At 30.9% G+C, this 22,706-nt stretch carries 22 protein-coding genes; 17 read left to right on the plus strand and 5 right to left on the minus strand.

The features are described 5' to 3' along the window. Positions 1 to 8: 8 nt before the first annotated feature. Positions 9 to 803, minus strand: a complete 795-nt coding sequence (pflA, locus tag JOP69_RS13025) for a pyruvate formate-lyase-activating protein (protein ID WP_368378387.1) — start codon at positions 801 to 803, stop codon at positions 9 to 11. A 39-nt stretch (positions 804 to 842) separates the two neighbouring features. Beyond that, positions 843 to 3,098 (minus strand): formate C-acetyltransferase, encoded by a 2,256-nt coding sequence (gene pflB, locus JOP69_RS13030; RefSeq protein ID WP_203393353.1) that lies wholly within the window; start codon positions 3,096 to 3,098, stop codon positions 843 to 845. 231 nt (positions 3,099 to 3,329) lie between these two features. Between pflB and JOP69_RS13035 the strand changes: the two genes are divergently transcribed. The 13 genes from JOP69_RS13035 to JOP69_RS13090 all read left to right on the plus strand — a co-directional run bounded on the left by JOP69_RS13035 (position 3,330) and on the right by JOP69_RS13090 (position 15,773). Continuing rightward, entirely contained in the window at positions 3,330 to 4,361 is a 1,032-nt protein-coding gene (locus JOP69_RS13035; protein WP_203393352.1) for a rhodanese-related sulfurtransferase, read from the plus strand. Positions 4,362 to 4,365: 4 nt separating this feature from the next. Continuing rightward, positions 4,366 to 5,613 (plus strand): peptidase U32 family protein, encoded by a 1,248-nt coding sequence (locus tag JOP69_RS13040; RefSeq protein ID WP_203393351.1) that lies wholly within the window; start codon positions 4,366 to 4,368, stop codon positions 5,611 to 5,613. Next, on the plus strand, positions 5,613 to 5,843 hold the full coding sequence (locus JOP69_RS13045) for a ferredoxin (RefSeq protein WP_203393350.1): 231 nt from the start codon (positions 5,613 to 5,615) through the stop codon (positions 5,841 to 5,843). The genes JOP69_RS13040 and JOP69_RS13045 overlap by 1 nt, the downstream gene beginning before the upstream one ends. 372 nt (positions 5,844 to 6,215) lie before the next feature. Continuing rightward, positions 6,216 to 7,727, plus strand: coding sequence for a regulatory iron-sulfur-containing complex subunit RicT (locus tag JOP69_RS13050; RefSeq protein WP_203393349.1), 1,512 nt, complete (start codon positions 6,216 to 6,218; stop codon positions 7,725 to 7,727). Then, positions 7,702 to 8,196, plus strand: a complete 495-nt coding sequence (locus JOP69_RS13055) for a gliding motility lipoprotein GldH (RefSeq protein ID WP_203393348.1) — start codon at positions 7,702 to 7,704, stop codon at positions 8,194 to 8,196. Before JOP69_RS13050 ends, JOP69_RS13055 begins: the two co-directional genes overlap by 26 nt. Positions 8,197 to 8,267: 71 nt before the next feature. Beyond that, the gene (locus tag JOP69_RS13060) at positions 8,268 to 10,532 is read left to right on the plus strand and encodes a penicillin-binding protein 1A (protein ID WP_203393347.1); all 2,265 of its coding nucleotides are present in this window, start codon (positions 8,268 to 8,270) and stop codon (positions 10,530 to 10,532) included. A 91-nt stretch (positions 10,533 to 10,623) separates the two neighbouring features. Further along, positions 10,624 to 11,325 (plus strand): CoA transferase subunit A, encoded by a 702-nt coding sequence (locus tag JOP69_RS13065; RefSeq protein ID WP_203393346.1) that lies wholly within the window; start codon positions 10,624 to 10,626, stop codon positions 11,323 to 11,325. A 2-nt stretch (positions 11,326 to 11,327) separates the two neighbouring features. Continuing rightward, complete coding sequence (locus JOP69_RS13070) at positions 11,328 to 11,984, plus strand: 3-oxoacid CoA-transferase subunit B (RefSeq protein ID WP_203393345.1); 657 nt, start codon at positions 11,328 to 11,330, stop codon at positions 11,982 to 11,984. Between the two features lies 1 nt (position 11,985). Beyond that, entirely contained in the window at positions 11,986 to 12,213 is a 228-nt protein-coding gene (locus JOP69_RS13075) for a hypothetical protein (RefSeq protein WP_203393344.1), read from the plus strand. A gap of 120 nt (positions 12,214 to 12,333) precedes the next feature. Next, positions 12,334 to 12,462, plus strand: a complete 129-nt coding sequence (locus JOP69_RS18730; RefSeq protein ID WP_302850180.1) for a hypothetical protein — start codon at positions 12,334 to 12,336, stop codon at positions 12,460 to 12,462. 48 nt (positions 12,463 to 12,510) lie between these two features. Continuing rightward, positions 12,511 to 13,272: an exodeoxyribonuclease III gene (locus tag JOP69_RS13080; protein WP_203393343.1), complete on the plus strand. Its 762-nt coding sequence runs from the start codon at positions 12,511 to 12,513 to the stop codon at positions 13,270 to 13,272. Between the two features lie 41 nt (positions 13,273 to 13,313). Beyond that, positions 13,314 to 14,603: a lytic transglycosylase domain-containing protein gene (locus JOP69_RS13085; protein ID WP_203393342.1), complete on the plus strand. Its 1,290-nt coding sequence runs from the start codon at positions 13,314 to 13,316 to the stop codon at positions 14,601 to 14,603. A gap of 183 nt (positions 14,604 to 14,786) precedes the next feature. Continuing rightward, on the plus strand, positions 14,787 to 15,773 hold the full coding sequence (locus JOP69_RS13090) for a DUF4837 family protein (RefSeq protein WP_203393341.1): 987 nt from the start codon (positions 14,787 to 14,789) through the stop codon (positions 15,771 to 15,773). 113 nt (positions 15,774 to 15,886) lie between these two features. Here the strand turns inward: JOP69_RS13090 and trpS are convergent, their stop codons facing one another. After that, entirely contained in the window at positions 15,887 to 16,855 is a 969-nt protein-coding gene (gene trpS, locus JOP69_RS13095) for a tryptophan--tRNA ligase (protein WP_203393340.1), read from the minus strand. Between the two features lie 251 nt (positions 16,856 to 17,106). Here trpS and JOP69_RS13100 point away from each other — a divergent pair, with 251 nt between their 5' ends. After that, a complete protein-coding gene (locus JOP69_RS13100; protein ID WP_252191116.1) occupies positions 17,107 to 17,814 on the plus strand; it encodes a 1-acyl-sn-glycerol-3-phosphate acyltransferase in 708 nt (235 codons plus the stop codon). After that, positions 17,811 to 18,449 (plus strand): hemolysin III family protein, encoded by a 639-nt coding sequence (locus JOP69_RS13105; RefSeq protein WP_203393339.1) that lies wholly within the window; start codon positions 17,811 to 17,813, stop codon positions 18,447 to 18,449. Before JOP69_RS13100 ends, JOP69_RS13105 begins: the two co-directional genes overlap by 4 nt. A 3-nt stretch (positions 18,450 to 18,452) precedes the next feature. Here the strand turns inward: JOP69_RS13105 and JOP69_RS13110 are convergent, their stop codons facing one another. Beyond that, positions 18,453 to 18,926 (minus strand): CYTH domain-containing protein, encoded by a 474-nt coding sequence (locus tag JOP69_RS13110; protein ID WP_203393338.1) that lies wholly within the window; start codon positions 18,924 to 18,926, stop codon positions 18,453 to 18,455. A gap of 86 nt (positions 18,927 to 19,012) precedes the next feature. On the opposite strand from JOP69_RS13110, the gene JOP69_RS13115 reads away from it, so the two are divergent. Then, positions 19,013 to 21,373, plus strand: coding sequence for a hypothetical protein (locus tag JOP69_RS13115; protein WP_203393337.1), 2,361 nt, complete (start codon positions 19,013 to 19,015; stop codon positions 21,371 to 21,373). A gap of 1 nt (position 21,374) precedes the next feature. Continuing rightward, positions 21,375 to 22,097: a DNA repair protein RecO gene (gene recO / locus JOP69_RS13120; RefSeq protein ID WP_203393336.1), complete on the plus strand. Its 723-nt coding sequence runs from the start codon at positions 21,375 to 21,377 to the stop codon at positions 22,095 to 22,097. Positions 22,098 to 22,354: 257 nt separating this feature from the next. Here the strand turns inward: recO and JOP69_RS13125 are convergent, their stop codons facing one another. Next, entirely contained in the window at positions 22,355 to 22,705 is a 351-nt protein-coding gene (locus JOP69_RS13125) for an SdpI family protein (RefSeq protein ID WP_203393335.1), read from the minus strand. Position 22,706 lies beyond the last annotated feature (1 nt).

A 22,706-nucleotide genomic window follows, 5' to 3' on the forward strand; every position in this document is an offset into this window, starting at 1 on the left:
ATTAGGTTCTAATTGATCTTTACTTTTTTAAAATAGTTACTTAAAATATTGGATGCTTCTTCTAACTCTTCTTTAGTGTTTTCTCTTGCATCTTTCAGTTCATAGTCCCAACCTAAGGCTTCCCATTTATGGATGCCTAATTTATGGTAAGGTTGTAACTCTATTTGTTCTATAGTTTGGTAGTCTTTAAAATGACTTCCTAATTGATGTAATAATTCAGGCGTATTAGTAATACCGGGGATTAAAACATAACGTAGCCACATTTTTTTACCAGATTTTTCTCTGTGTTTCGCAAAATTAAAGGTAGTTTCTTTGTTTCTTTTACCAGTAATTTTTTGAAATCCTTCTTCAGTCATATGCTTTATATCAAGCATTACTAAATCTGCATAATCATCTATTAACTCAATAACAGGATGATTTAACATTCTTCCATTAGTATCTATATTGGTGTTAATTCCTTCTTCTTTTAATCTTTTAAAGAAAGGAATAAGGTTATGGGCCTGTAACAATGGTTCTCCACCAGAAACAGTAACGCCTCCTTTTTCGCCAAAATAAGATTTCATTTTTATGGCTCTTTGTACTAAATCTTCAATAGCATGTTCTTCGCCTCCGTGAGTATCAATGGTATCGGGGTTATGGCAGTAAAGGCATTTTAATTTACAACCTTGTAAAAAAATAACCATTCTAATTCCGGGTCCGTCGTGAGTGCCAAAAGACTCAATTGAATGGACATTTAATATGTTTTCTAAAGTTTTAATTGCGCTAAAATTTAAGTGAATAAAAAAAGGGGATTTAAAAAATATGGTTACTTTTTAAATCCCCTAATAAATACATAAAAAGGACTACATAGATTCGTGGAACGAACGTGAAATAACTTCCATTTGTTGTTCTCTTGTTAATCGAATAAAATTAACAGCATATCCAGAAACTCTAATCGTTAATTGGGGATGATTTTCTGGATGCTCCATAGCATCTAATAAAGTTTCTTTGTCTAAAACATTTACATTAAGGTGTTGTGCTCCGTGCTCAAAATAACCAGTTAAAGTAGCAGCTAAATTGTCTATTCTTTCTTCTTCTGTAGCTCCTAAAGATTTAGGAACAATAGAAAATGTATTAGAAATTCCGTCTTGAGAATCTTTATAATCTATTTTTGCTACTGAATTTAAAGAAGCAATTGCACCATTTGAGTCACGCCCATGCATTGGGTTTGCTCCAGGAGCAAAAGCTACACCTAAAGCTCTACCATCTGGTGTTGCTCCGGTTTTTTTACCATATACAACATTAGATGTAATTGTTAATACAGACATTGTTGCATCTGCATCTTTATAAACTTTTAATTTTTTAAGTTCGTTATTAAAGTCTTCAACACCATTATGAGCAAAAATATCTACTCTATCGTCATCATTTCCATATTTAGGAAATTCTCCTTCAATCTTAAAATCTACAGTTAAACCTGCTTCATTTCTAATAGGTTTTACTTTTGCATATTTAATTGCAGATAAAGAATCTGCTACAATAGATAAACCTGCAATACCATAAGCGATATTAATTTGTGGGTTGGTATCAATTAAAGCCATTTGAGCTTTTTCGTAGTAGTATTTATCATGCATGTAATGAATAATGTTCATGGCATCATTATACACACGAGCAACCTGTTTCATAGCAATTTTAAAGTTTGCCATTACTTTATCAAAGTCTAAATACTCATCATTATTAGCTTCAATACCATCAACCATTTGAGTTCCTGTGATTTCACATTTTCCTCCGTTAATAGCTAATAATAAGGTTTTTGCTAAGTTTGTTCTTGCGCCAAAAAACTGAATTTGTTTTCCTATTTCTTGGTAAGAAACACAACAAGCAATTCCGTAATCATCAGAACCTCTTAAAGTTCTCATTAAGTCATCATTTTCAAATTGAATAGATGAAGTATCGATGGCAACTTTAGAACAGTATTTTCTGAAATTTTCTGGCAACATTGGCGACCATAAAACAGTAATATTTGGTTCTGGTGATGGGCCTAGGTTGTATAAAGTATGTAAGAAACGGAAAGCTGTTTTAGTTACTTTAGAACGTCCATCATTTAACATACCACCAATTGCTTCAGTTACCCAAGTTGGGTCTCCAGCAAAAATATCATCATAAGCAGCCATTCTTAAATGACGTACCATTCTTAGTTTCATCACAAACTGATCTATATATTCTTGTGCTTCAACTTCAGTAATTGCTCCACTTTGTAAATCTCTTTCAATATAAATATCTAAGAAAGTAGACACATTACCTAAAGACATTGCAGCTCCATCTTGCTCTTTTACAGCAGCTAAATACGCCATATATGTCCATTGTACTGCTTCTTGTGCAGTTTCTGCAGGTCTATTTAATTCTAAATTGTAATGATTACCCATTACAATCATTTCTTTTAATGCTTTTATTTGTTCAGAAACTTCTTCTCTTAAACGAATAACAGCATCTGTCATTGGTCCTTCAATATTTGCTAAATCGTATTTTTTAACTTCAATTAATTTGTCAATTCCGTATAAAGCAACACGTCTATAATCACCAATTATTCTACCACGAGCATAATTATCTGGCAATCCTGTTAAAAAACCTAAAGATCTAAATTTTTTAATTTCTGCATTATAAGCAGAAAAAACACCATCATTATGAGTTTTTACATATTTGCTAAATAATGTATTAATATCTTCACTAGGTTTTAAACCTTGTTCTTCTAATGCTTTTTGAACTACTTTGTAACCCCCAAACGGTTTCATAGCTCTTTTTAAAAGTGTATCAGTTTGTAAACCAACAATTACTTCGTTTTCTTTGTCGATGTAACCTGCAGCAAAATTCATAACACCAGAAATAGTTTCAGTATCCACAGAGTGAACTCCACCATTTTTTCTTTCAACTTCAGTTTCTTTTTTACAAACTTCCCAAAGTTTTTGAGTTTTATTACTGATACCAACTAAAAATTTGTCATCACCATAATAAGAAACAATGTTTTTTATAACAAAATCTCTAACGTTAATAGATGTGTTCCAAACTCCTTTTTTAAATTCAGCTGTTGTAGGCCTTTCTATGATTAATTCTTCAATTTGCATTCCTCTATGTTTTATGTTTTTATGTATTCCTTTATGATATTGCAAATATAACTCTATATGTAGTTTTCAAAATATGATATAAGTTAGGTTTTACTATTATTAAAGAAAACGATATAGTTTTTAATTATCTGTAAATAAGATAGTTGGGTTTTATTTTTTGTTTAGTAAAAACCTTTTTAAGGAAATTAACTACATTTGCAAAAATATTTAGTTTAACCTAATTAGTATAGCATGCAACTGTACAATAAGTTAAGCGCCATAGAACGCGCTGCATTAATAGATGAGGCTGGTAAAGACCGCCTCACAATTTCTTTCTATCAATATTTTAAGATAGAAAACCCACAATTATTTAGAGATAAGTTATTCTTAGAATGGAATGAACTCGATGTTTTAGGTCGAATTTATGTTTCTTACGAAGGAATTAACGCTCAATTATCTGTTCCATCAGAAAACTTTTATGCTTTAAAAGATCAATTAGACAGTATTTCTTTTTTGAAAGATATTCGTTTAAATGTTGCTGTAGAGCAAGACAATAAGTCGTTTTTAAAGCTGAAAGTAAAAGTGAGAAACAAAATTGTTGCCGATGGTTTAAATGACGAAACTTTTGATGTAACAGCCAAAGGAGTTCATTTAAATGCGCAGGAATTCAACGAAATGTTAGCAAACCCAGATACGGTTTGTGTAGATATGCGTAACCATTATGAAAGTGAAATTGGTCATTTTGATGGTGCTGTAACTCCAGATGTAGATACCTTTAGAGATTCTCTAGATATTATAGAAGAAGATTTAAAAGACAATAAAGAAGACAAAAACTTATTAATGTATTGTACTGGCGGAATCCGTTGCGAAAAAGCATCTGCCTATTACAAGCACAAAGGTTTTAAAAACGTTTTTCAATTAGAAGGCGGAATTATAGAATACACACGTCAGGTAAAAGAAGAAGGTATAGAGAATAAATTTATCGGTAAGAATTTTGTTTTTGATCATAGAAGAGCAGAACGTATTACGGACGATGTGGTTTCTAATTGTCATCAATGTGGCAAACCTTGTGATACACATACAAATTGTGCTAATGAAGCATGTCATTTATTATTTATTCAGTGTGATGAATGTGCAGAAGCTACAGAAAATACTTGTTCTACAGATTGCCAAGAAATAATTCAATTGTCTTTTGAAGAACAAAAAGAATTAAGAAAGGGAAAAGGAAATAGTAATAAGATTTTTAAAAAAGGACGTTCAGAAGTTCTAAAATTCAAAAAATAAAATCATGCAAAAAATCGAATTAATGGCGCCTGCAGGTAATTTTGAGTCTATGCAAGCTGCCTTAGATAATGGTTGTGATTCTATTTATTTTGGAGTAGAGCAACTAAATATGCGAGCAAGAGCATCTATCAATTTTACTTTAGATGATTTAGAAGAAATTTCTAAAAGATGTTCAGAAAAAAATGTGAGAACGTATCTTACATTAAATACCATTATTTATGATCATGATTTATCAATAGTAAAAACATTGATAAAACGTGCAAAAGAGGCAAATATTACGGCGGTAATTGCTATGGATCAAGCGGTGATTTCTATGGCGAGAGAACAGCAAATGGAAGTTCATATTTCTACACAAATCAACATAACTAATATAGAAACGGTTAAGTTTTACGCACTTTTTGCTGATACAATTGTTTTAAGTAGAGAGTTGAGTTTACGTCAAGTAAAAAAGATTACAGAAGCTATAGAAAAAGAGCAAGTAAAAGGCCCTTCTGGTAAATTAGTAGAAGTAGAGATTTTTGGTCATGGAGCTTTATGTATGGCGGTTTCTGGTAAATGTTATATGAGTTTACATTCGCATAATTCATCTGCAAATAGAGGTGCTTGCAAACAGAATTGCAGAAAAAAATATACCGTTATCGATCAAGAAACTGGTTTTGAAATGGAATTGGATAATGAGTATATTATGTCTCCAAAAGACTTGTGTACAATTGATTTTTTAGACCAAGTTGCAGATGCCGGAATTAAAGTTTTAAAAATCGAAGGTAGGGGAAGAGCGCCAGAATATGTAGCTAAAGTAATTAAGTGCTACAGAGATGCTATTGATAGTTTGACAAACGGAACTTACGATAAAGAGAAAGTAATTTCTTGGATGCAAGAACTAGAGAAAGTCTACAATCGTGGTTTTTGGAATGGCTATTATTTAGGTCAGAAATTAGGAGAATGGAGTAAAGAATCTGGTTCTCATGCAACGCAAAAGAAAGTTTATTTAGGAAAAGGTGAACATTATTTTGACAAAGCAAAAATTGGTCAGTTTAAAATTGATGCCTATGATGTTGCTTTAGGTGATACCATTTTAATAACTGGCCCAACAACAGGTGCACAAGAAATGGAAGTAAAGCAAATGTTTGTAAATGATAAACCTGCAGAAAAAGCAACCAAAGGAGACGAAGTTACCATGAAGTTAGATTTTAAAATTAGAAGAAGCGATAAGTTGTATAAGATTGTAAAAACGGAATTCGCAGAAAACTAATGGTAGTAATTACTTTACAAAGAAACAAATGCATTGGTTGTAATTACTGTGTAGAATTAGCACCTAGTCAGTTTCAAATGTCAAAAAAGGATGGGAAATCGGTTTTGTTACATTCAATAGAAAAAAAAGGATTTTTCACTATTAAATCTTTTGATGAATCTATTTTTGATTCTTCTAACGAGGCAAAAAAGGCTTGTCCTGTTAAGATAATTGAAGTGAAGCAGATTTAAAAACTAAATATAAAATCATAAAAGACCTCAGAAATGAGGTCTTTTTTTTATTAAAAAAACTCAATTTTTACCCAAATTCTAATTCAATCTCTACAAATTCTAAAGTCAGTAAAATTTAAAAAAGTTTTCAATTTACCTTTGAAGTATCATTAAATAAAAAAGTAGTTATGTTAACTTTCTTAAACCTATTTTTTCATTCTACGAGAATGCGTATATTTACGAATTAGAGAAGATTAGGCTGTGTATGTTCATTAGTCTGATAATCAATTTATAAACCAAGAGGTTTTTAGGATTTATAGCGAGGTTTTTAGTGGATTTGCTGCTAAGAATAAACTTTAAAAGACTATCAACTATAAAAATATATATACTTACATGGCATGTGGAAGTTGTGGTACAACAGAAAATGGAGTACCAAAAGGTTGCAAGAGTAATGGTAATTGTGGGTCAGGAACCTGCGGAAGTGGTAGTAATAAACTAGCCGTTTTTGATTGGTTGTCTAACATGACCTTACCAAGTGGACAAGAAAGATTCAATATTTTTGAAGTCCGTTTTAAAAATGGAAGAAAACATTTTTATACAAACCCAGAAAATTTACCCATAACAATGGGAGATATTGTGGCGGTAGAAGGATCTCCAGGACATGATATTGGTACGGTTTCTTTGGCAGGAGAATTGGTAAAAGTGCAAATGAAGAAGCACAAAATTACTGCAGATCATGAAGATGTAAAGAAAATTTACAGAAAAGCGAGTCAGAGAGATATCGATATATGGCAGCAAGCAAGAGGTAAAGAAGAAGAAACTCAGAAAAAAGGAAGAGAAATTTTAGGTCGTTTAGGTTTGCAAATGAAATTGTCTGATGTAGAATATCAAGGTGATGGAAATAAAGCAACCTTCTATTATACGGCAGATACTAGAGTAGATTTTAGACAATTAATTAGAGATTTGGCAAGTGCGTTTTCTATTCGTGTAGAAATGAAACAAGTAGGTGCAAGACAAGAAGCTGCTCGTTTAGGAGGTGTAGGTTCTTGCGGTAGAGAGTTATGTTGTTCTACTTGGTTAACCGATTTTAGAAAAGTAACAACTTCTGCGGCTCGTTATCAACAATTATCTTTAAACCCGCTAAAATTAGCAGGTCAATGTGGTAAATTAAAATGTTGTTTAAATTTTGAATTAGACACCTATTTAGATGCCTTAAAATCATTTCCGAAACAAGATTTGGTGCTAAAAACAGAAAAAGGAGATGCTGTTTTTGTAAAGATGGATATTTTTAAAAACCATCTTTGGTATACTTATAAAGAGGAACGTTTTAAATGGTTTAGACTTACGTTAGAGCAGGTTTTAGAAATAATTGCACTCAATAAAAATAATGAGAAATCTATTTCGTTAGAAGAGTATGAAGCGGATGTAGAAATCCCTGTAAAAGTAGATTTCGAGGATGCAGTTGGGCAAGATAGTTTAACACGATTTGATGCTCCAAAAACAAGCAATCGTAATCGAAATAGCAGAAATAGAAATAAGAAAAAACCAGCGGTAGCTGCTAATGTGAATAGTAAGCCAGGGGCTAAGGTGAATCCAAATCAGAAACCAAACCCAAATCAAAAGCCGAACCCAAATCAAAAAAGAAAGCCACAGGTTAAGAAACAACCGAATACAAATCCTAATCAAAAACCGAAGGCTAAACCAAACCCTAACCAAAACCCTAACCAAAATCCGAACCAAAACGTTCAGAAAAAGCCTAGGCCTCAACGTAAACCTAGACCAAAACCTCCGGGAGATGTAAATAAGCCAGAAGGTGAAGTTAAAAAGGTGAATAAGCCAAAAAGAAATAATAGAAACCGTAATAACAACAAACCAAAAAATGATGACAATTCTGAAAAGAAATAATTTTTCAATTGTTCTAGTAATTCTTTTTTTGATGTTTTCTTGTGATGATAAATCCGATTTTAATCAATATAAATCAATTGACGCAAAAGGTTGGAAAGCCAATGATAATGTGTCTTTTGAGTTTGATGTAAAAGATACGATTTCACCGAAAAATCTATTTATCAATATTAGAAATAATAATGAGTATAGTTTTAGTAATTTGTATGTGATTACAGAACTTATTTTTCCAAATGAAACCGTTGTTGTAGATACTTTACAATACGAAATGGCAGATAAAAGAGGGAAGTTTTTAGGTGATGGTTTTACCGAAATTAAAGAAAATAAGTTATTTTATAAAGAAAAAAAAGTATTTCCAATTTCTGGGAAATATAGGTTTAATGTGCGTCATGCAATGCGTAAAAATGGCAATGTGAAACCTATTGAGTTTTTAAAAGGAATTCAAGATGTTGGTTTTAGTATCGAAAATTAGATAAGGTTCCCGTCTAAAAGGGAAAAACAAATTAATGAAATCTCAACAATGTTGAGAAATAGTTTTTTATTATGACACAAAAGAAAACAACAAGTTTTAAAAAATATATTAAATGGTTTTGGTTGCTAGTTCTTGGCGGATTTGCAGCTATACTATTGTTATTTTTAATAGCTTCTTGGGGAGGTTTAGGAAAGTTACCAACCTTTGAGGAGTTAGAAAATCCAGAAAATAATTTAGCTACAGAAATTATTTCTTCAGATGGTAAAACCTTAGGGAAATACGCTACAGAAAACAGAACACCTATAAAGTTTAAAGATTTGCCAGAAAATTTGGTAAAGGCACTAGTTGCAACAGAAGACGAACGTTTTTTTGAGCACTCTGGAATTGATTTTAAAGGAACAGCAAGAGCTGTTTTAAAACCAGGAAGTGGAGGAGCAAGTACTTTAACACAGCAATTAGCCAAAATGTTATTTACCGGTAGAGCCTCTAGAAATATCTTTTTAAGAATCGGTCAAAAAGTAAAAGAATGGGTAGTTGCTATAAAATTAGAAAGACAATATACCAAAAATGAGATTTTAACCATGTACTTAAACAAGTACGATTTTTTAAACCAAGCTGTAGGTATTCGTTCTGCTGCACGTATTTATTTTGGTAAAGAACCAAAAGAATTAGAGGTTCAAGAATCTGCTATGCTAATAGGGATGTTAAAAAATTCATCATTATATAACCCTTTAAGAAGAGCAGAACGCGTAAAAAATCGTAGAAATGTTGTACTGAAGCAAATGAATCGTAGCGAGTTTATTTCTATGCAACAAAAAGATTCTTTACAACAATTAGATTTAGGTTTAGATATTCATAAAGAAGGGCATAGTGATGGTTCTGCAACTTATTTTAGAACGTATTTACAAAAATATTTAAGAAAATGGGTACAAGAAAACCCAAAGCCAAATGGAGAAGAGTATAATATTTTTAGAGATGGTTTAAAGATTTATGTAACCATAGACTCTAGAATGCAAAAATATGCAGAAGAAGCTATTGATGAGCATATGTCTAATTTGCAAAGCTATTTCTTTAAAGAACAAGAGAGAAATAAAACAGCTCCTTTTTACGACTTAGAACAATCGGAAATTAATACGATTTTAGAAAGAGCTAAGAAAAATTCTGATAGATATAAAAGATTAAAAATTGCTGGAAAATCTAGCAAGTATATTGATGAAGTTTTCAAAACAAAAACAAAAATGAGTGTTTTTTCTTGGAAAGGTGATATTGATACCATTATGTCTCCAATAGATTCTGTAAGATATTATAAATACTTTTTACGTTCTGGATTGTTATCTATAGAACCACAATCTGGTCATATTAAAGCTTGGGTTGGTGGTATAGATAATAAACACTTTAAATATGATGCAGTTGCACAGCAAAAAAGACAAGTAGGTTCTACTTTTAAACCGTTTGTATATGCTACAGCAATTAATCAATTAAAATTATCTCCATGTGATGAATTTCCTAATATTCCGTACACAATTCCAAAGGGAAAATACGGAATCCCAAAAGCATGGACACCAGAAAATGCTAGTAAAAAGTATGGAGGAATGCTAACCTTAAAAGATGGTTTAGCAGGTTCTGTAAATACAATGTCTGTAAGATTAATAGATATGGTTGGCCCAGAAAATGTTGTTCGTTTGGCAAAATCTGCAGGAATAGAAAGTAAAATTGAAGCAAACCCTTCTATAGCTTTAGGTGCCGTAGATTTATCGTTATTAGAAATGGTAAGTGCCTATTCTACTTTTGCAAACCAAGGTTTAAGAGTTTCTCCAATGATCTTAACAAGAATAGAAGATAAAAACGGAACTGTTTTACAAGAATTTACTCCAGAAACTAAAGAGGTTTTAAGTGAAGAATCTGCCTATGTAGTGTTAGATTTATTAAAAGGAGTTACGCAGTCTGGTTCTGGAGTTCGTTTACGTTTACCTTGGGCAAAGCCAGGTTATGTTACGGGATATCCTTATAAATTTACAAACCCTATAGCAGGTAAAACAGGAACTACTCAAAATCAATCAGACGGTTGGTTTATGGGAATAGTACCTAATTTAGCAACAGGAGTTTGGACTGGTGGAGAGGATAGAGCAACCCATTTTGCAGGTATTGCAAAAGGGCAAGGAGCAACGATGTCTTTACCATCTTGGGCGTTATATATGCAAAAATGTTATGCAGATAAAACTTTAAATATCAGTAAAGAAGATTTTGAAAAACCAGAAAATTTATCAATCAATATTAATTGTGATGAAAAATCTGATGAAAAAGATAGCCCCATAGAGGAAGATACCGATTTTTAATCTGAGCTAAATTTACTTTCAGCCATATTTTTATGTAGATTAATAAAAGGTTGCCTCGAGACTAATCGATAAGTTCTAAAACAATAACATTATGATCAATAAAAAAGTAAATAACGTACAAGATGCTTTACATGGTGTTAAAAATGGAATGACTTTTATGTTGGGTGGATTTGGTTTATGTGGAATTCCAGAAAATGCTATTGCTGAATTGGTGAAACTAGATGTTAGAGAGGTTACTTGTATTTCTAACAATGCAGGTGTAGATGATTTTGGTTTGGGATTATTGCTTCAAAATAAACAAATCAAAAAAATGATTTCTTCTTATGTAGGAGAAAATGATGAGTTCGAAAGACAAATGTTATCTGGAGAATTAGAGGTCGAGTTAACTCCGCAAGGAACATTAGCAGAAAAGTGTAGAGCTGCACAAGCAGGTTTTCCTGCTTTTTACACACCTGCAGGTTACGGAACAGAAGTGGCCGAAGGAAAAGAAACTAGAGAGTTTGATGGAAAAATGTATGTATTAGAACCTGCTTTTAAAGCAGATTTTGCATTTGTAAAAGCATGGAAAGGAGATGCTGCCGGTAATTTAATTTTTAAAGGTACTTCTAGAAATTTTAATCCTAATATGTGTGGAGCCGCAACAATTACAGTGGCAGAGGTAGAGGAAATGGTTGAAGTTGGAGAATTAGATCCAAATAATATTCATATTCCCGGAATATTTGTACAACGTATTTTTCAAGGAAAGGATTATGAAAAGAGAATTGAACAACGAACTATAAGACAAAACGAATAGTTATGGCTTTAGATAAGAATGGTATTGCAAAAAGAATAGCACAAGAAATCCAAAATGGGTTTTACGTGAACTTAGGTATTGGTATTCCAACGTTAGTTGCAAATTATGTAGGTGAAGATATAGAGGTTGAGTTTCAAAGTGAAAATGGTGTTCTAGGCATGGGACCTTTTCCTTTTGAAGGGCAAGAAGATGCAGATATTATTAATGCAGGGAAACAAACGATTACAACAATGCCTGGAGCAAGTTTTTTCGATTCTGCTATGAGCTTTGCAATGATTAGAGGTAAACATGTAGATTTAACTATTTTAGGAGCTATGGAAGTTGCAGAAAATGGAGACATTGCTAACTGGAAAATTCCTGGTAAAATGGTAAAAGGAATGGGAGGAGCAATGGATTTAGTAGCTTCTGCAGAAAATATTATCGTTGCCATGATGCATACCAATAAACATGGGGAATCTAAAATTTTAAAACAATGTTCTTTGCCTTTAACAGGTGTAGGTTGTGTTACAAAAGTAGTGACAAATTTGGCGCTTCTAGAAATAAAGGATAATGTGTTTCATTTATTAGAAAGAGCTCCTGGAGTAACTGTTGATGAAATTAAAAAAGCAACAGAAGGAACGTTGGTTGTAAATGGAGAAATCCCAGAAATGAATATTTAAAATGAAGTTATTTAAGAAAACATATTGGTTAATTTATCCGATTATTATCGTGCTGTTTATGTTGATTTTTGATCAATTTTATAAAACAGATAGCCTTCCTTTAAAAGCGGGTATTTGTGCTGTTTTAGCTTTTATGATATCGCCAAGAAAAAAAATAATTATAACTCAAACTGGAAAGAAAAAACAAATTACTTGGCTCTTTTTAAAGAATCCTATTTTTTTAGATTAAAATAGAAAAATTAATATTGGAATAGAATATCTTGCGAAAAAACTAGGTTTAGTAATCTTCTTTTTAACAATTGTTTTTATTGCAATATTAGATTTTGGCTTTAAAATTGATAGTGCAATTATGAGAATAATTATTGCAGTACCTTTAGCTGTCGTTTTATCACCAAGAAAAAATAAGATTAGTACACAAACAGGTTCTAAGACCCAATTTACTGGGTTCTTGTTAAAGAATCTAATAATTATAGAATAATAATAAAACTAAAGTGTTTTCCTTTTTTGGGAAAATAAAAAAGCATATATGAAGATATTATCATACAACGTAAACGGAATTAGAGCCGCCTTAAAAAAGGGTTTTTTAGAATGGTTAGAGGCAGCAAATCCAGATGTAATTTGTATACAAGAAACCAAAGCACATAAAGAACAATTAGATCTTACGGATTTTGAAAATGCGGGATATCCATATCATTATTGGTTTTCTGCACAGAAAAAAGGGTACTCTTCGGTAGCTATTTTTTGTAAAGAAAAACCAAATCATGTAGAATACGGTACCGGAATAGAATCAATGGATTTTGAAGGTAGAAATTTACGTGTAGATTTTGATAATGTTTCTGTAATGAGCTTGTATTTACCTTCTGGCACAAATTCTGAAAGATTAGATTTTAAGTTTAAATACATGGATGAATTTCAAGAATACATCAATAATTTAAAACAAGAAATCCCAAACTTAGTGATCTGTGGCGATTATAATATTTGTCATGAAGAAATTGATATTCACAACCCAAAAATGAAAGGCGTTTCGGGCTTTTTACCAGAAGAAAGAACTTGGATTGGTGAGTTTATTAAGAGCGGATTTATAGATAGTTTTCGTTTTTTAAATCAAGAGAAACAAGAATATTCTTGGTGGAGTTATAGAGCAAATTCTAGAGCTAATAATAAAGGTTGGCGTTTAGATTATGCCATGGTATCAGAACCTTTAAAAGATAAAATTTCTAGGGCATATATTTTACCAGAAGCAAAACATTCTGACCATTGCCCAATTGCAGTAGAACTTAGTTTATAATAAAATATCTTGTTTAGTACAGTAGAACCCTAAAATAACACATGAAGAAACTATTTATATTCATCCTATTAACAAGTACTGTCTTTTCGCAAGAGAAAAAAGACACCTTATTTATTGCTCAAGATTCTATAATAGAATCAAACAATCAATTTTTGTTTTCCGACGCTGATTTAGATTTAATTGATAGTTTATTGGTAGATCAAAAATTTCAATCTGCTTTGGTAGATTCTTTAAGTTATATAATTAACGATAAAGATATTATTGGCAATACAGATACGGCTTTAAGTACAGATTTATTAAAGGTTAGACTGTCTAATTTAAATGATAAAACGCCTTTTAATTTAGCTTTTAATCCATCGTTAGAAAAAGTAATAAACAGTTATTTATTGTATCGTAAAAGATACTATCCAGGTTTAATGGCAAAAGCAAAATATTATTTCCCCGTGTTTGAGCAATATCTAGATCAATATGATATTCCGTTAGAAATGAAATATTTGGCAATTGTAGAGTCTGCTTTAAGACCTCAAATTAAATCTAGAGTTGGTGCTACTGGTTTGTGGCAATTTATGTACGGTACTGGTATTCAGTTCGATTTAAAAGTAAGTTCTTATGTAGATGAGCGCCAAGATCCTGTAAAAGCAACTATAGCAGCTTGTAAATATTTAAGCGAGTTATTTACTCTTTTTGGTGATTGGGATTTAGCGCTAGCTGCCTATAATTCTGGCCCGGGAAATGTAAGAAAAGCTATAAAAAGATCTGGAGGATATAAAAATTATTGGAATATAAGACCTTATTTACCAAGGGAAACTGCAGATTATGTGCCTGCTTTTTATGCAACTATGTATATTTTTGAATATGCAAATGAGCATAATATTTATTCTGAATTACCAAAGTTCTTCAACTTTCAGACAGATACCATTCAAATAAAAAGAACCATTAGTTTCGATCAAATTTCAGAGAAAATAGATGTGGATGAAGATATTTTGTCAGAATTAAACCCATCTTATAAATTAGATATTATTCCGTTTATAAAAGATAGAAAATATGCTTTAAGGTTACCGAGTGATAAGATTATTGAATTTTTAGATAAAGAAAAAGAAATTTATGCTTTGGCAGATACAGATGATGCACAAAGAGAGAAACCTTTACCTAAATATTTTGAAATGGACCAACGTGTTCGTTACAAAGTAAGAAGTGGAGATTTTTTAGGTAAAATTGCAAATAAATTTGGTGTACGTGTAAGTGATCTTAAACGTTGGAATAGTTTAAAAACAAGCCGATTAAAAATAGGTCAGAGATTGTCTGTTTATCCAAAGAAATTAGGGAAATAGTTTGTTGTTAAAGAAAAAATAAAGAAGTAAAACTTACCATAAAAGATACCTAAAAAAACATTTTTAAATTTTTCTTTGAAAAAATAATAATTTTCCTGAAAAATATTTGAAAGTGGAACAATATTTGAAATGCTAAAGAATTAAAACCCATAACTAAACTAAATTACTTTAAAAGCTAAACCCATGAAAAAAATATATCTATTATTTTCTCTTGCATTTTTTATATTATCGTGTGATAATGGTAAAGATAAAATTATTTTACAATCGTCTGTTGGTAAGGTAAATAAAGTAATGGTGATTACTAAGGCGAGTGATTGGGCTGGCGATATTGGAAAAGAAATTAGAAACTCTTTTGGAGAATTAATGGTGGGTTTACCACAACCAGAATCTCTTTTATCAGTTTCTCAAGTAGCGCCAAATGGTTTTGGTAAAATGATGAAGGTTGCTAGAAATATTATGATTATTGGGGTTTCAGATGAAGCGCAATTTTATGTAAAAAATAATGTGTATGCGCAGCCACAAACTATTGTGTATGTGTACGGAAAAGATAGAGAAGATGTTGTAAAAATGTTTAAAAAGCACGAGAAAGAAATTATTAAAACGTTTTTAGACTCTGATGCTTCAATGCTTCAGAATTTGTTTGCAAAGGATAAATTAGATGATACTCAGTTTAAAACATTACAAAATTTAGGAATTTCTTTAACCATTAGCAATAAATTTAATTTGGTAGATGATACTGGAGATTTTTTGTGGTTGCGCCAACATTTGTCTAGTGGAATTGCAAAAACAGGAAGTAATAATATTTTAGTATATTCAGTTCCTTTAGAGGATGAAACACAGGTTGCTGATAGCATTGTTTCTGTTAGAAACAAAATTGGAAAAAAACATATTCCTGGTTCAGACCCAAAAACAATGTATATGATTACAGAAAAAGCGTATACTCCTTTTACTTTTGACGCCGTTATAGATGGAAAAAAAGCTTATGAAACTCGTGGGAAATGGGAAGTAAAAAATGATTTTATGGCAGGACCTTTTTTAAACTACACCGTAGTTGATAAAAAGAACAATAGATTAATTATTTTTGAGGGGTTTACGTATGCACCTTCGGTGAATAAAAGAGCATTTTTATTTGAGTTAGAGGCAATTGGAAAATCTATGAAGATTCAATAAAAAAACTTTATAAGTATAAAAAAATCCGAAAGCATTTGCTTTCGGATTTTTTTATGGAATTCAATCAACATTTATTTCATAATTGAAAAGAATTCTCACATATTTTTATGCTGTTAGTAACCAATTTTAGCTCTTACTCTTTTTAGAACTCCATTAGCAACAACAGTTGCTTTTTCTGCTCCAATTTTTAAAGCCTCATCAAGTTCATGCTTATTTTCCATATAATGATTGTAGCGGTCTCTTATTGGAGAAAACTGCTCAACAATCAATTCATATAAAGCTTGTTTTGCATGTCCGTAGCCATAATTTCCACCTTCGTAATTTGCTCTCATGGTTGCAGTTTGTGCTTCGGTTGCTAATAATTTATACAAAGCAAAAACATTATCTGTATCTGGGTTTTTAGGATCTTCTAAACCTAAACTATCTGTTTTAATAGACATTACTTGTTTTCTTAACTTTTTGTCTGGTAAGAAAATATTGATAAGATTATTTCTAGATTTACTCATTTTTTCACCATCAATTCCGGGAACTAACTTAGTGTTTTCTTGTATTCCTGGTTGTGGCGGAACCAACGTTTCTCCCACAATATTGTTAAATCTATTAGCAACATCACGTGTCATTTCTAAATGCTGTAATTGATCTTTACCTACAGGTACAATTTCTGCATCATACAATAAAATGTCTGCAGCCATTAACATTGGGTACGTAAATAAACCGGCATTAACATCACCTAATCTATCTGCTTTGTCTTTAAATCCATGTGCTAAAGTTAATCTTTGGTATGGAAAAAAACAGCTTAAATACCAAGTTAATTCTGTTGTTTGTGGTATATCACTTTGTCTGTAGAATATGGTTTTATTAATGTCTAATCCACAAGCAAGCCAAGTAGCAGCAACACTATATGTGTTTTCTCTTAATTCTTCCCCATCTTTAATCTGGGTTAAAGAATGCATATCTGCAATAAATATAAAAGATTCATTCCCTGGGCTATTTGCCATTTTTATTGCTGGTAAAATAGCTCCTAATAAATTTCCTAAATGTGGGGTTCCTGTACTTTGTACACCTGTTAAAATTCTAGACATTACTTTGTTTTTATCTTTTTTTGATTGAGAGATTCTAATTACACTCTACAAGTACAAAAATAAGGTTTTGTTTAAGAAAACCTATCAAACAAAAGAATATTAGTATTTTTGCTTACAGATTAAGTTTTAGAGTGTCAACTTTATTCTTTTTAAGTTATAATAATTAAAAGTACTATTAAACGTTTGGTAATATTGTGAAGTATATTAAAATTCCTTTTCTTCTTATTTGGCGTCTGTGGTTCTACATTTTAATGTTTACAACTGTCGTAATAATGTCTCCTTTGCTGTTTATTTTTACAATAAAAGAAGACTCCTATCATTTACTTTGGAAATTAGTTAGAATTTGGTCTAAAGTTTTAATTTACGGAATGGGTTTTCGTTTAAATTTGCAATTAGACGAAAAAATAGCACCAGATAAAAGTTATATGTTTTGCCCAAATCATACTTCTTTAATGGATCCTTTTGTGCTGGTAGTTTCAAGTAAAAACCCTATTGTATTTGTTGGTAAACACGAATTGGCTAAAATACCTGTATTTGGTTTTTTTTATAAGAGAGCTGTTATTATGGTTGATAGAAGAGATCCAGAAAGTAGAAGAAGAGTTTATAGAATGGCTAAAAAAAGATTGCAAAATGGTGTAAGTATGGCTATTTTTCCTGAAGGATTAGTGCCAGAAGAAAATGTTGTTTTGGCTCCATTTAAAAAAGGTGCTTTTAGTTTGGCTATAGAATTTGATATGCCAATTGTACCTCAGGTGTATTACGATAGTAAACGTCTATTTTCTTGGGATGTTTTTAAAGGTGGTTTTGGAACTTTAAGAGTGCATCAACATCCGTTTATTATAACCAAAGGATTGTCTATTAGTGATGTAAATAATTTAAAAGACAAAACATTTAATATCATTTACAATGATTTGGTAAGTGATAAAAAGTACATGAAAGATACAAATAGCACAAAATGAAAGAAAAATTTAATCATGGATATTCAGAAACAGAAGAACGCTTAAACGTTTGGTCTCATGGTTTAGGTTTGCTTGCAAGTATTCTTGTTTTTCCTTTCTTAATAGCAAAAGCAACAAACTATATTAACTTTTGGGAGGTTACTAGTTTTTTAATTTACGGGGTAAGTTTAATTATTTTATACGCTGCTTCTACATTTTATCATGCAGCGAAAAATCCGAAGAAAAGAAGACGGTTAAATATTTTTGATCACGCTGCTATTTATGCTTTAATTGCTGGGAGTTATACCCCTTTTTGTTTGGTTGCTTTAAACTCTGACTTAGGTTGGTATATGTTTATTGCGGTTTGGGTATTTGCTTTAACAGGTATTATTTTAAAATTGTTTTTTACCGGAAGATTCGATAAAATTTCTACAGCAATGTATCTTTTAATGGGGTGGCAAGTGGTGTTTTTTATAAAACCTTTAATGGTTGCTTTACCAAGTTTTAATTTAAACTTATTAATTGGTGGAGGTGTTTTTTATACCATTGGTGCTATTTTATATTCTATTAAAAAGATACCTTATAACCACGCAATTTTTCACGTATTTGTTTTATTAGGTAGTATCAGTCATTTTATAGCCATTTACTACTTGTAGTTTTTAAATCCAGTCTTTAAAAGGATGTTTACTAATGCTAGAATTATAGTATTTTACATCTCCAGTAACTTCTTGGTCTAACCAATTTGGTTTTGTAAAAGTTTCAGTTTCTGAGTTTAATTCTACTTCTGCAACCGTTAAACCATGGTTGTCACCATAAAACTCATCCACTTCAAAAGTGTGATTACCTACTTTAACTAAATATCTAGTTTTATCAATAATACTAGGTTCGCACAATAAAAGTAAATTTTCTGCTTCTGCTTTGTCAATTTCTTTTTCCCACTCAAAACGGGTTGTTCCTGTTGCGTTAGACTTTCCTTTAATAGTTATAAAAGCTTTTTCATCGGCTATTCTAATTCTTACAGTTCTGTTTTTATCAGAATTTAAATACCCTTGTTTAATGCTTTTTTGAGCAAAACTTTTACTTTTGAAATCATCGTTTTTTACTAAAAATTTTCTTTCTATTTCTAAGCTCATAAAATCTTTTCATTTTTGTACTAATGTAAGGTGTTTTATCGTTATTGTAACAATAAATAAATATCTTTGAGAATCAAAATTTAATAATGAAAAAACTATTATTACTATATATATTGCTATTTTCAGTACTTTTTTCTGCTCAAACAGATTACAGTGCTTCTTGGGAAGATTTTTATTCTTACAATAATGTAAAAGATTTTGTGAAGGTAGATAATGTAATTTATGCATTGGCAGACAATGCTGTTTTTACGTATGATGTGACTACTAATGAGATAGAAAAACTATCTTCTGTACAAGGTTTGTCTGGAGAAATTACAAGTGCTATTCATTACAGTAGTGCTTTTGAGAGGCTTGTAATTGGTTATGAAAACGGCTTGGTAGAAGTTGTAGATAAGGATGGTTTAATAACCATTTCATCCGATATTGTAAGTTTTAATCAATCTGGAGAAAAAAGTATCAATGATATTACGGAGTATAACAATAAATTGTATTTGTCTACACCATTTGCTATTGTTGCTTATGATATTGATAAGTTAGAGTTTGGAGACACCTATTTTATAGGAGCAGGTTCTAGTGCTGTAAAGATTAATGAAACTACCGTTTTAAAGGATGTTATTTATGCTGCCACAGAAGACGGAATTTATACCGCTGATATAAATGAGACATCTTTAATAGACTTTAATAATTGGCAACGACAATTTAATGGTAGAAATTTTAAAGAATTAACGACGTTTAATAATAGGGTATTTACAATATCAGAAACAAAATTATATGAAATAAATGGAGAGAATTTAAATGAAAGAAGAGATTTCTTTCAAACTATTATTTCTATTAAAAGTACTGCATCTTCTTTATCAGTAACCTTAAATAAGTTTTCAGAAATTTTAAATGCATCCTTAAGTACCATTTTGAAAATTAACACAACGTCAGATTTCGATTTTTCTTTAAACAATTCCTTTTTTGAAAATGATACCATTTTTTTAGCAACCAAAGAATATGGTATTTTACAAAAGAATAAAAATAGCATAGATTATATTGAAATCCATCCAGAAGGCCCTATAGAAAATGATATTTTTTCTATAGCTGCTAGCAACAATAATGTTTGGGTGGTTTATGGAGGGTACGATGATACATATACGCCTATTGGAAATAGAATAGGTTTTATCAGCCATTATAACAAGGGAGAACCCGACGGAGAAAAATGGAAAAATATAAATTTAAATGCAGAGGCTCCATTTACAGATTTAAACCATATTACCATTGACCCAAATGCAGAAAACAAAGTATATGTAAGTTCTTTTGGTGATACGAATATAACTTCTATTAATAATAAAAATGCAACAGGAGGTTTATTAGTGATAGAAAACGATGAATTAAAAACATTTTATAATGATTCTAATAGTTCTTTAGAAGATATTGTTGCGGATATCCCAAACAGAGTAACCATAAGAGTTAGTGGTACTGTTTTCGATCCGCAAGGAAATTTATGGGTTACAAATGTTTTAGTAGATAATGAGTTACACAAACTTTCTACAAGCGGCAATTGGTCTAGTTTTGATATGAGATCTGTAGAAACAGATGTTAGTAAAGCAGGTATTAGTGAAATTGCTATAGATAACAATAACAGTCTTTGGTATGGGGCTAGAGCAAATGGAGTCTACGTTTTTAATGAAAACGGAAATAGAAAAAAAGCATTGATTGCAACCCCTAACTTAGGGAATCTACCGGATGCAAATGTAGAATCTGTAGCTATAGATGTTAGTAATAGAGTTTGGATTGGTACCAGATCTGGTTTGGTAATGTATAACAATGCATCAGGCGTTTTTGATGATACCACACCAAACGCTAATGCTGTAGTTATTAACGGAAACGAAGAGGGTTTTGGAGAAAGACTTTTAGGAGATCAAAGAGTTAATAGTATTGCAATAGATGGTGCAGATAATAAATGGTTTGGTACAGATAATGGTGGTGTAATTTATACAAATCCGAATGGGCAAACAACGTTAGCAAATTTTAGCATGGACAATTCGCCATTACCATCTAATAAAATTGTAAAAATTGCCGTAGATAATAGTACTGGTAAAGTTTATTTTGCAACCAATAAAGGTATTGTTGCTTATAATAGTAAAGTGTCGCCCTTTGGAGATGTAATTCCTGAGGTGTATGCATACCCAAATCCTGCTTTAAAAAATCATGAAACGGTAACTATTGATGGTAGAAACGGAGCCCATTTACCAAAAGGAACCAACGTAAAAATAATAGATGTTGCTGGTAATTTGGTGTATGAAACCAATGTAGTAGAAGGGCAAGAATTACAAGGGGGAAAAGTGGTTTGGGATAAAAAAAATCTGGCAGGTACTAAAGTAGCTTCTGGTATTTATATTGTGTTATTATCTAATGATGATGCTTCAGAAACAGGCGTTACAAAAATTGCAATTGTAAATTAATATGGCTATTGTAACTACAAAGGCAATTGTTTTAAGTACTCTAAAATTTGGTGATTCTAGTTTAATTGTAAAATGTTATACTGAAGAAGAAGGTGTAAAGTCTTATTTAATTAGAGGTATTTTAAAAGCTAAAAAAGGAGGCTTAAAAGTAGCTTATTTTCAACCATTAACACAACTTATTATTGTTGCAAGTCATAATAATAAAGGAACTTTAAACTCTATTAAAGAAGTTCAGGTTTCTAACCCATATCAAACTATTTATAGAGACATTGTTAAACAATCTGTGGTATTGTTTTTGTCTGAAGTTTTGTCTTATGCAATAAAAGAGGAAGAGAAAAATGAAGACCTTTTTGAGTATTTAGAATCGGGGCTTATTTGGTTAGATTTACACGATAAAATAGCAAACTTTCACTTGTTGTTTTTATTGAATTTAACACGTTTTTTGGGCTTTTATCCAGATTTATCTGAGAAAGATAAGTTAGGGTTTGATTTAAGTGAAGGAGTCTTTTCTGATTTAACTTCTCCTAAAAATATTATTTCTGGTAATTATTATTATCAATTTAAAAAGCTGTTAGGGATTACTTTTGATGAAATAGAAAATGTATCTTTTGGAAAACAAGAGAGACAGATTGTCTTAAAAATAATTATTCAGTATTTCGAATTGCATTTAGATGGTTTTAGAAAACCAAAATCGTTACAAATTTTAGAAACTGTTTTTAGTTGATACGTCAAAAATACAGACTAAAAAAGACTTAAGACCGCTTCGCTAAAAGAAGTAAGACGTGTTCAATTGATTGTTTTTAAGTGTTTTGTATTAAAAAAAATAGGCTTATTCAATACCCTGTTTTATAATTCAAATCTTTAAGTTATAATTTCTATCTAAAAAAAATGAACTTCATAAAGTTAACATAAATGTAAACTATTTTTAGTAAAGGCTAATGTTGATAGGTGTTTAAAAAGGTTTTTTAGTTTGAAAAAAATCTAATTTTTCTTCTTTTTACCTTCTTCTGTAAAATTATCATTTAATGCTCTTTCTGTTTTTATAATGCTAACTAAAACAGATAATAATACCAAAATCATAGGTTGCCAAGTCAATTCTTTAGTTGCAAAGTATGCAAATACCAAACCACCTAAAAGTGAAATTCCCGCATAAATAAGTAAGTTTTTACTAAAAACGGCATGCGCAAAATCCCATATTTTTTGATTGAGCATTGTTTTTGGTGTTCTGTAACCGTACCAATTATTTATTTTCTTTGGAGGAAATTTTAGAAAAATAATACTCATTAAAAAAAGCAATCCGTTTGTGGTTAAAATATAAATAACTGGACTCATA

Origin of the sequence: Polaribacter sp. Q13, from assembly GCF_016858305.2 — a bacterium.
Lineage (GTDB): Bacteria > Bacteroidota > Bacteroidia > Flavobacteriales > Flavobacteriaceae > Polaribacter.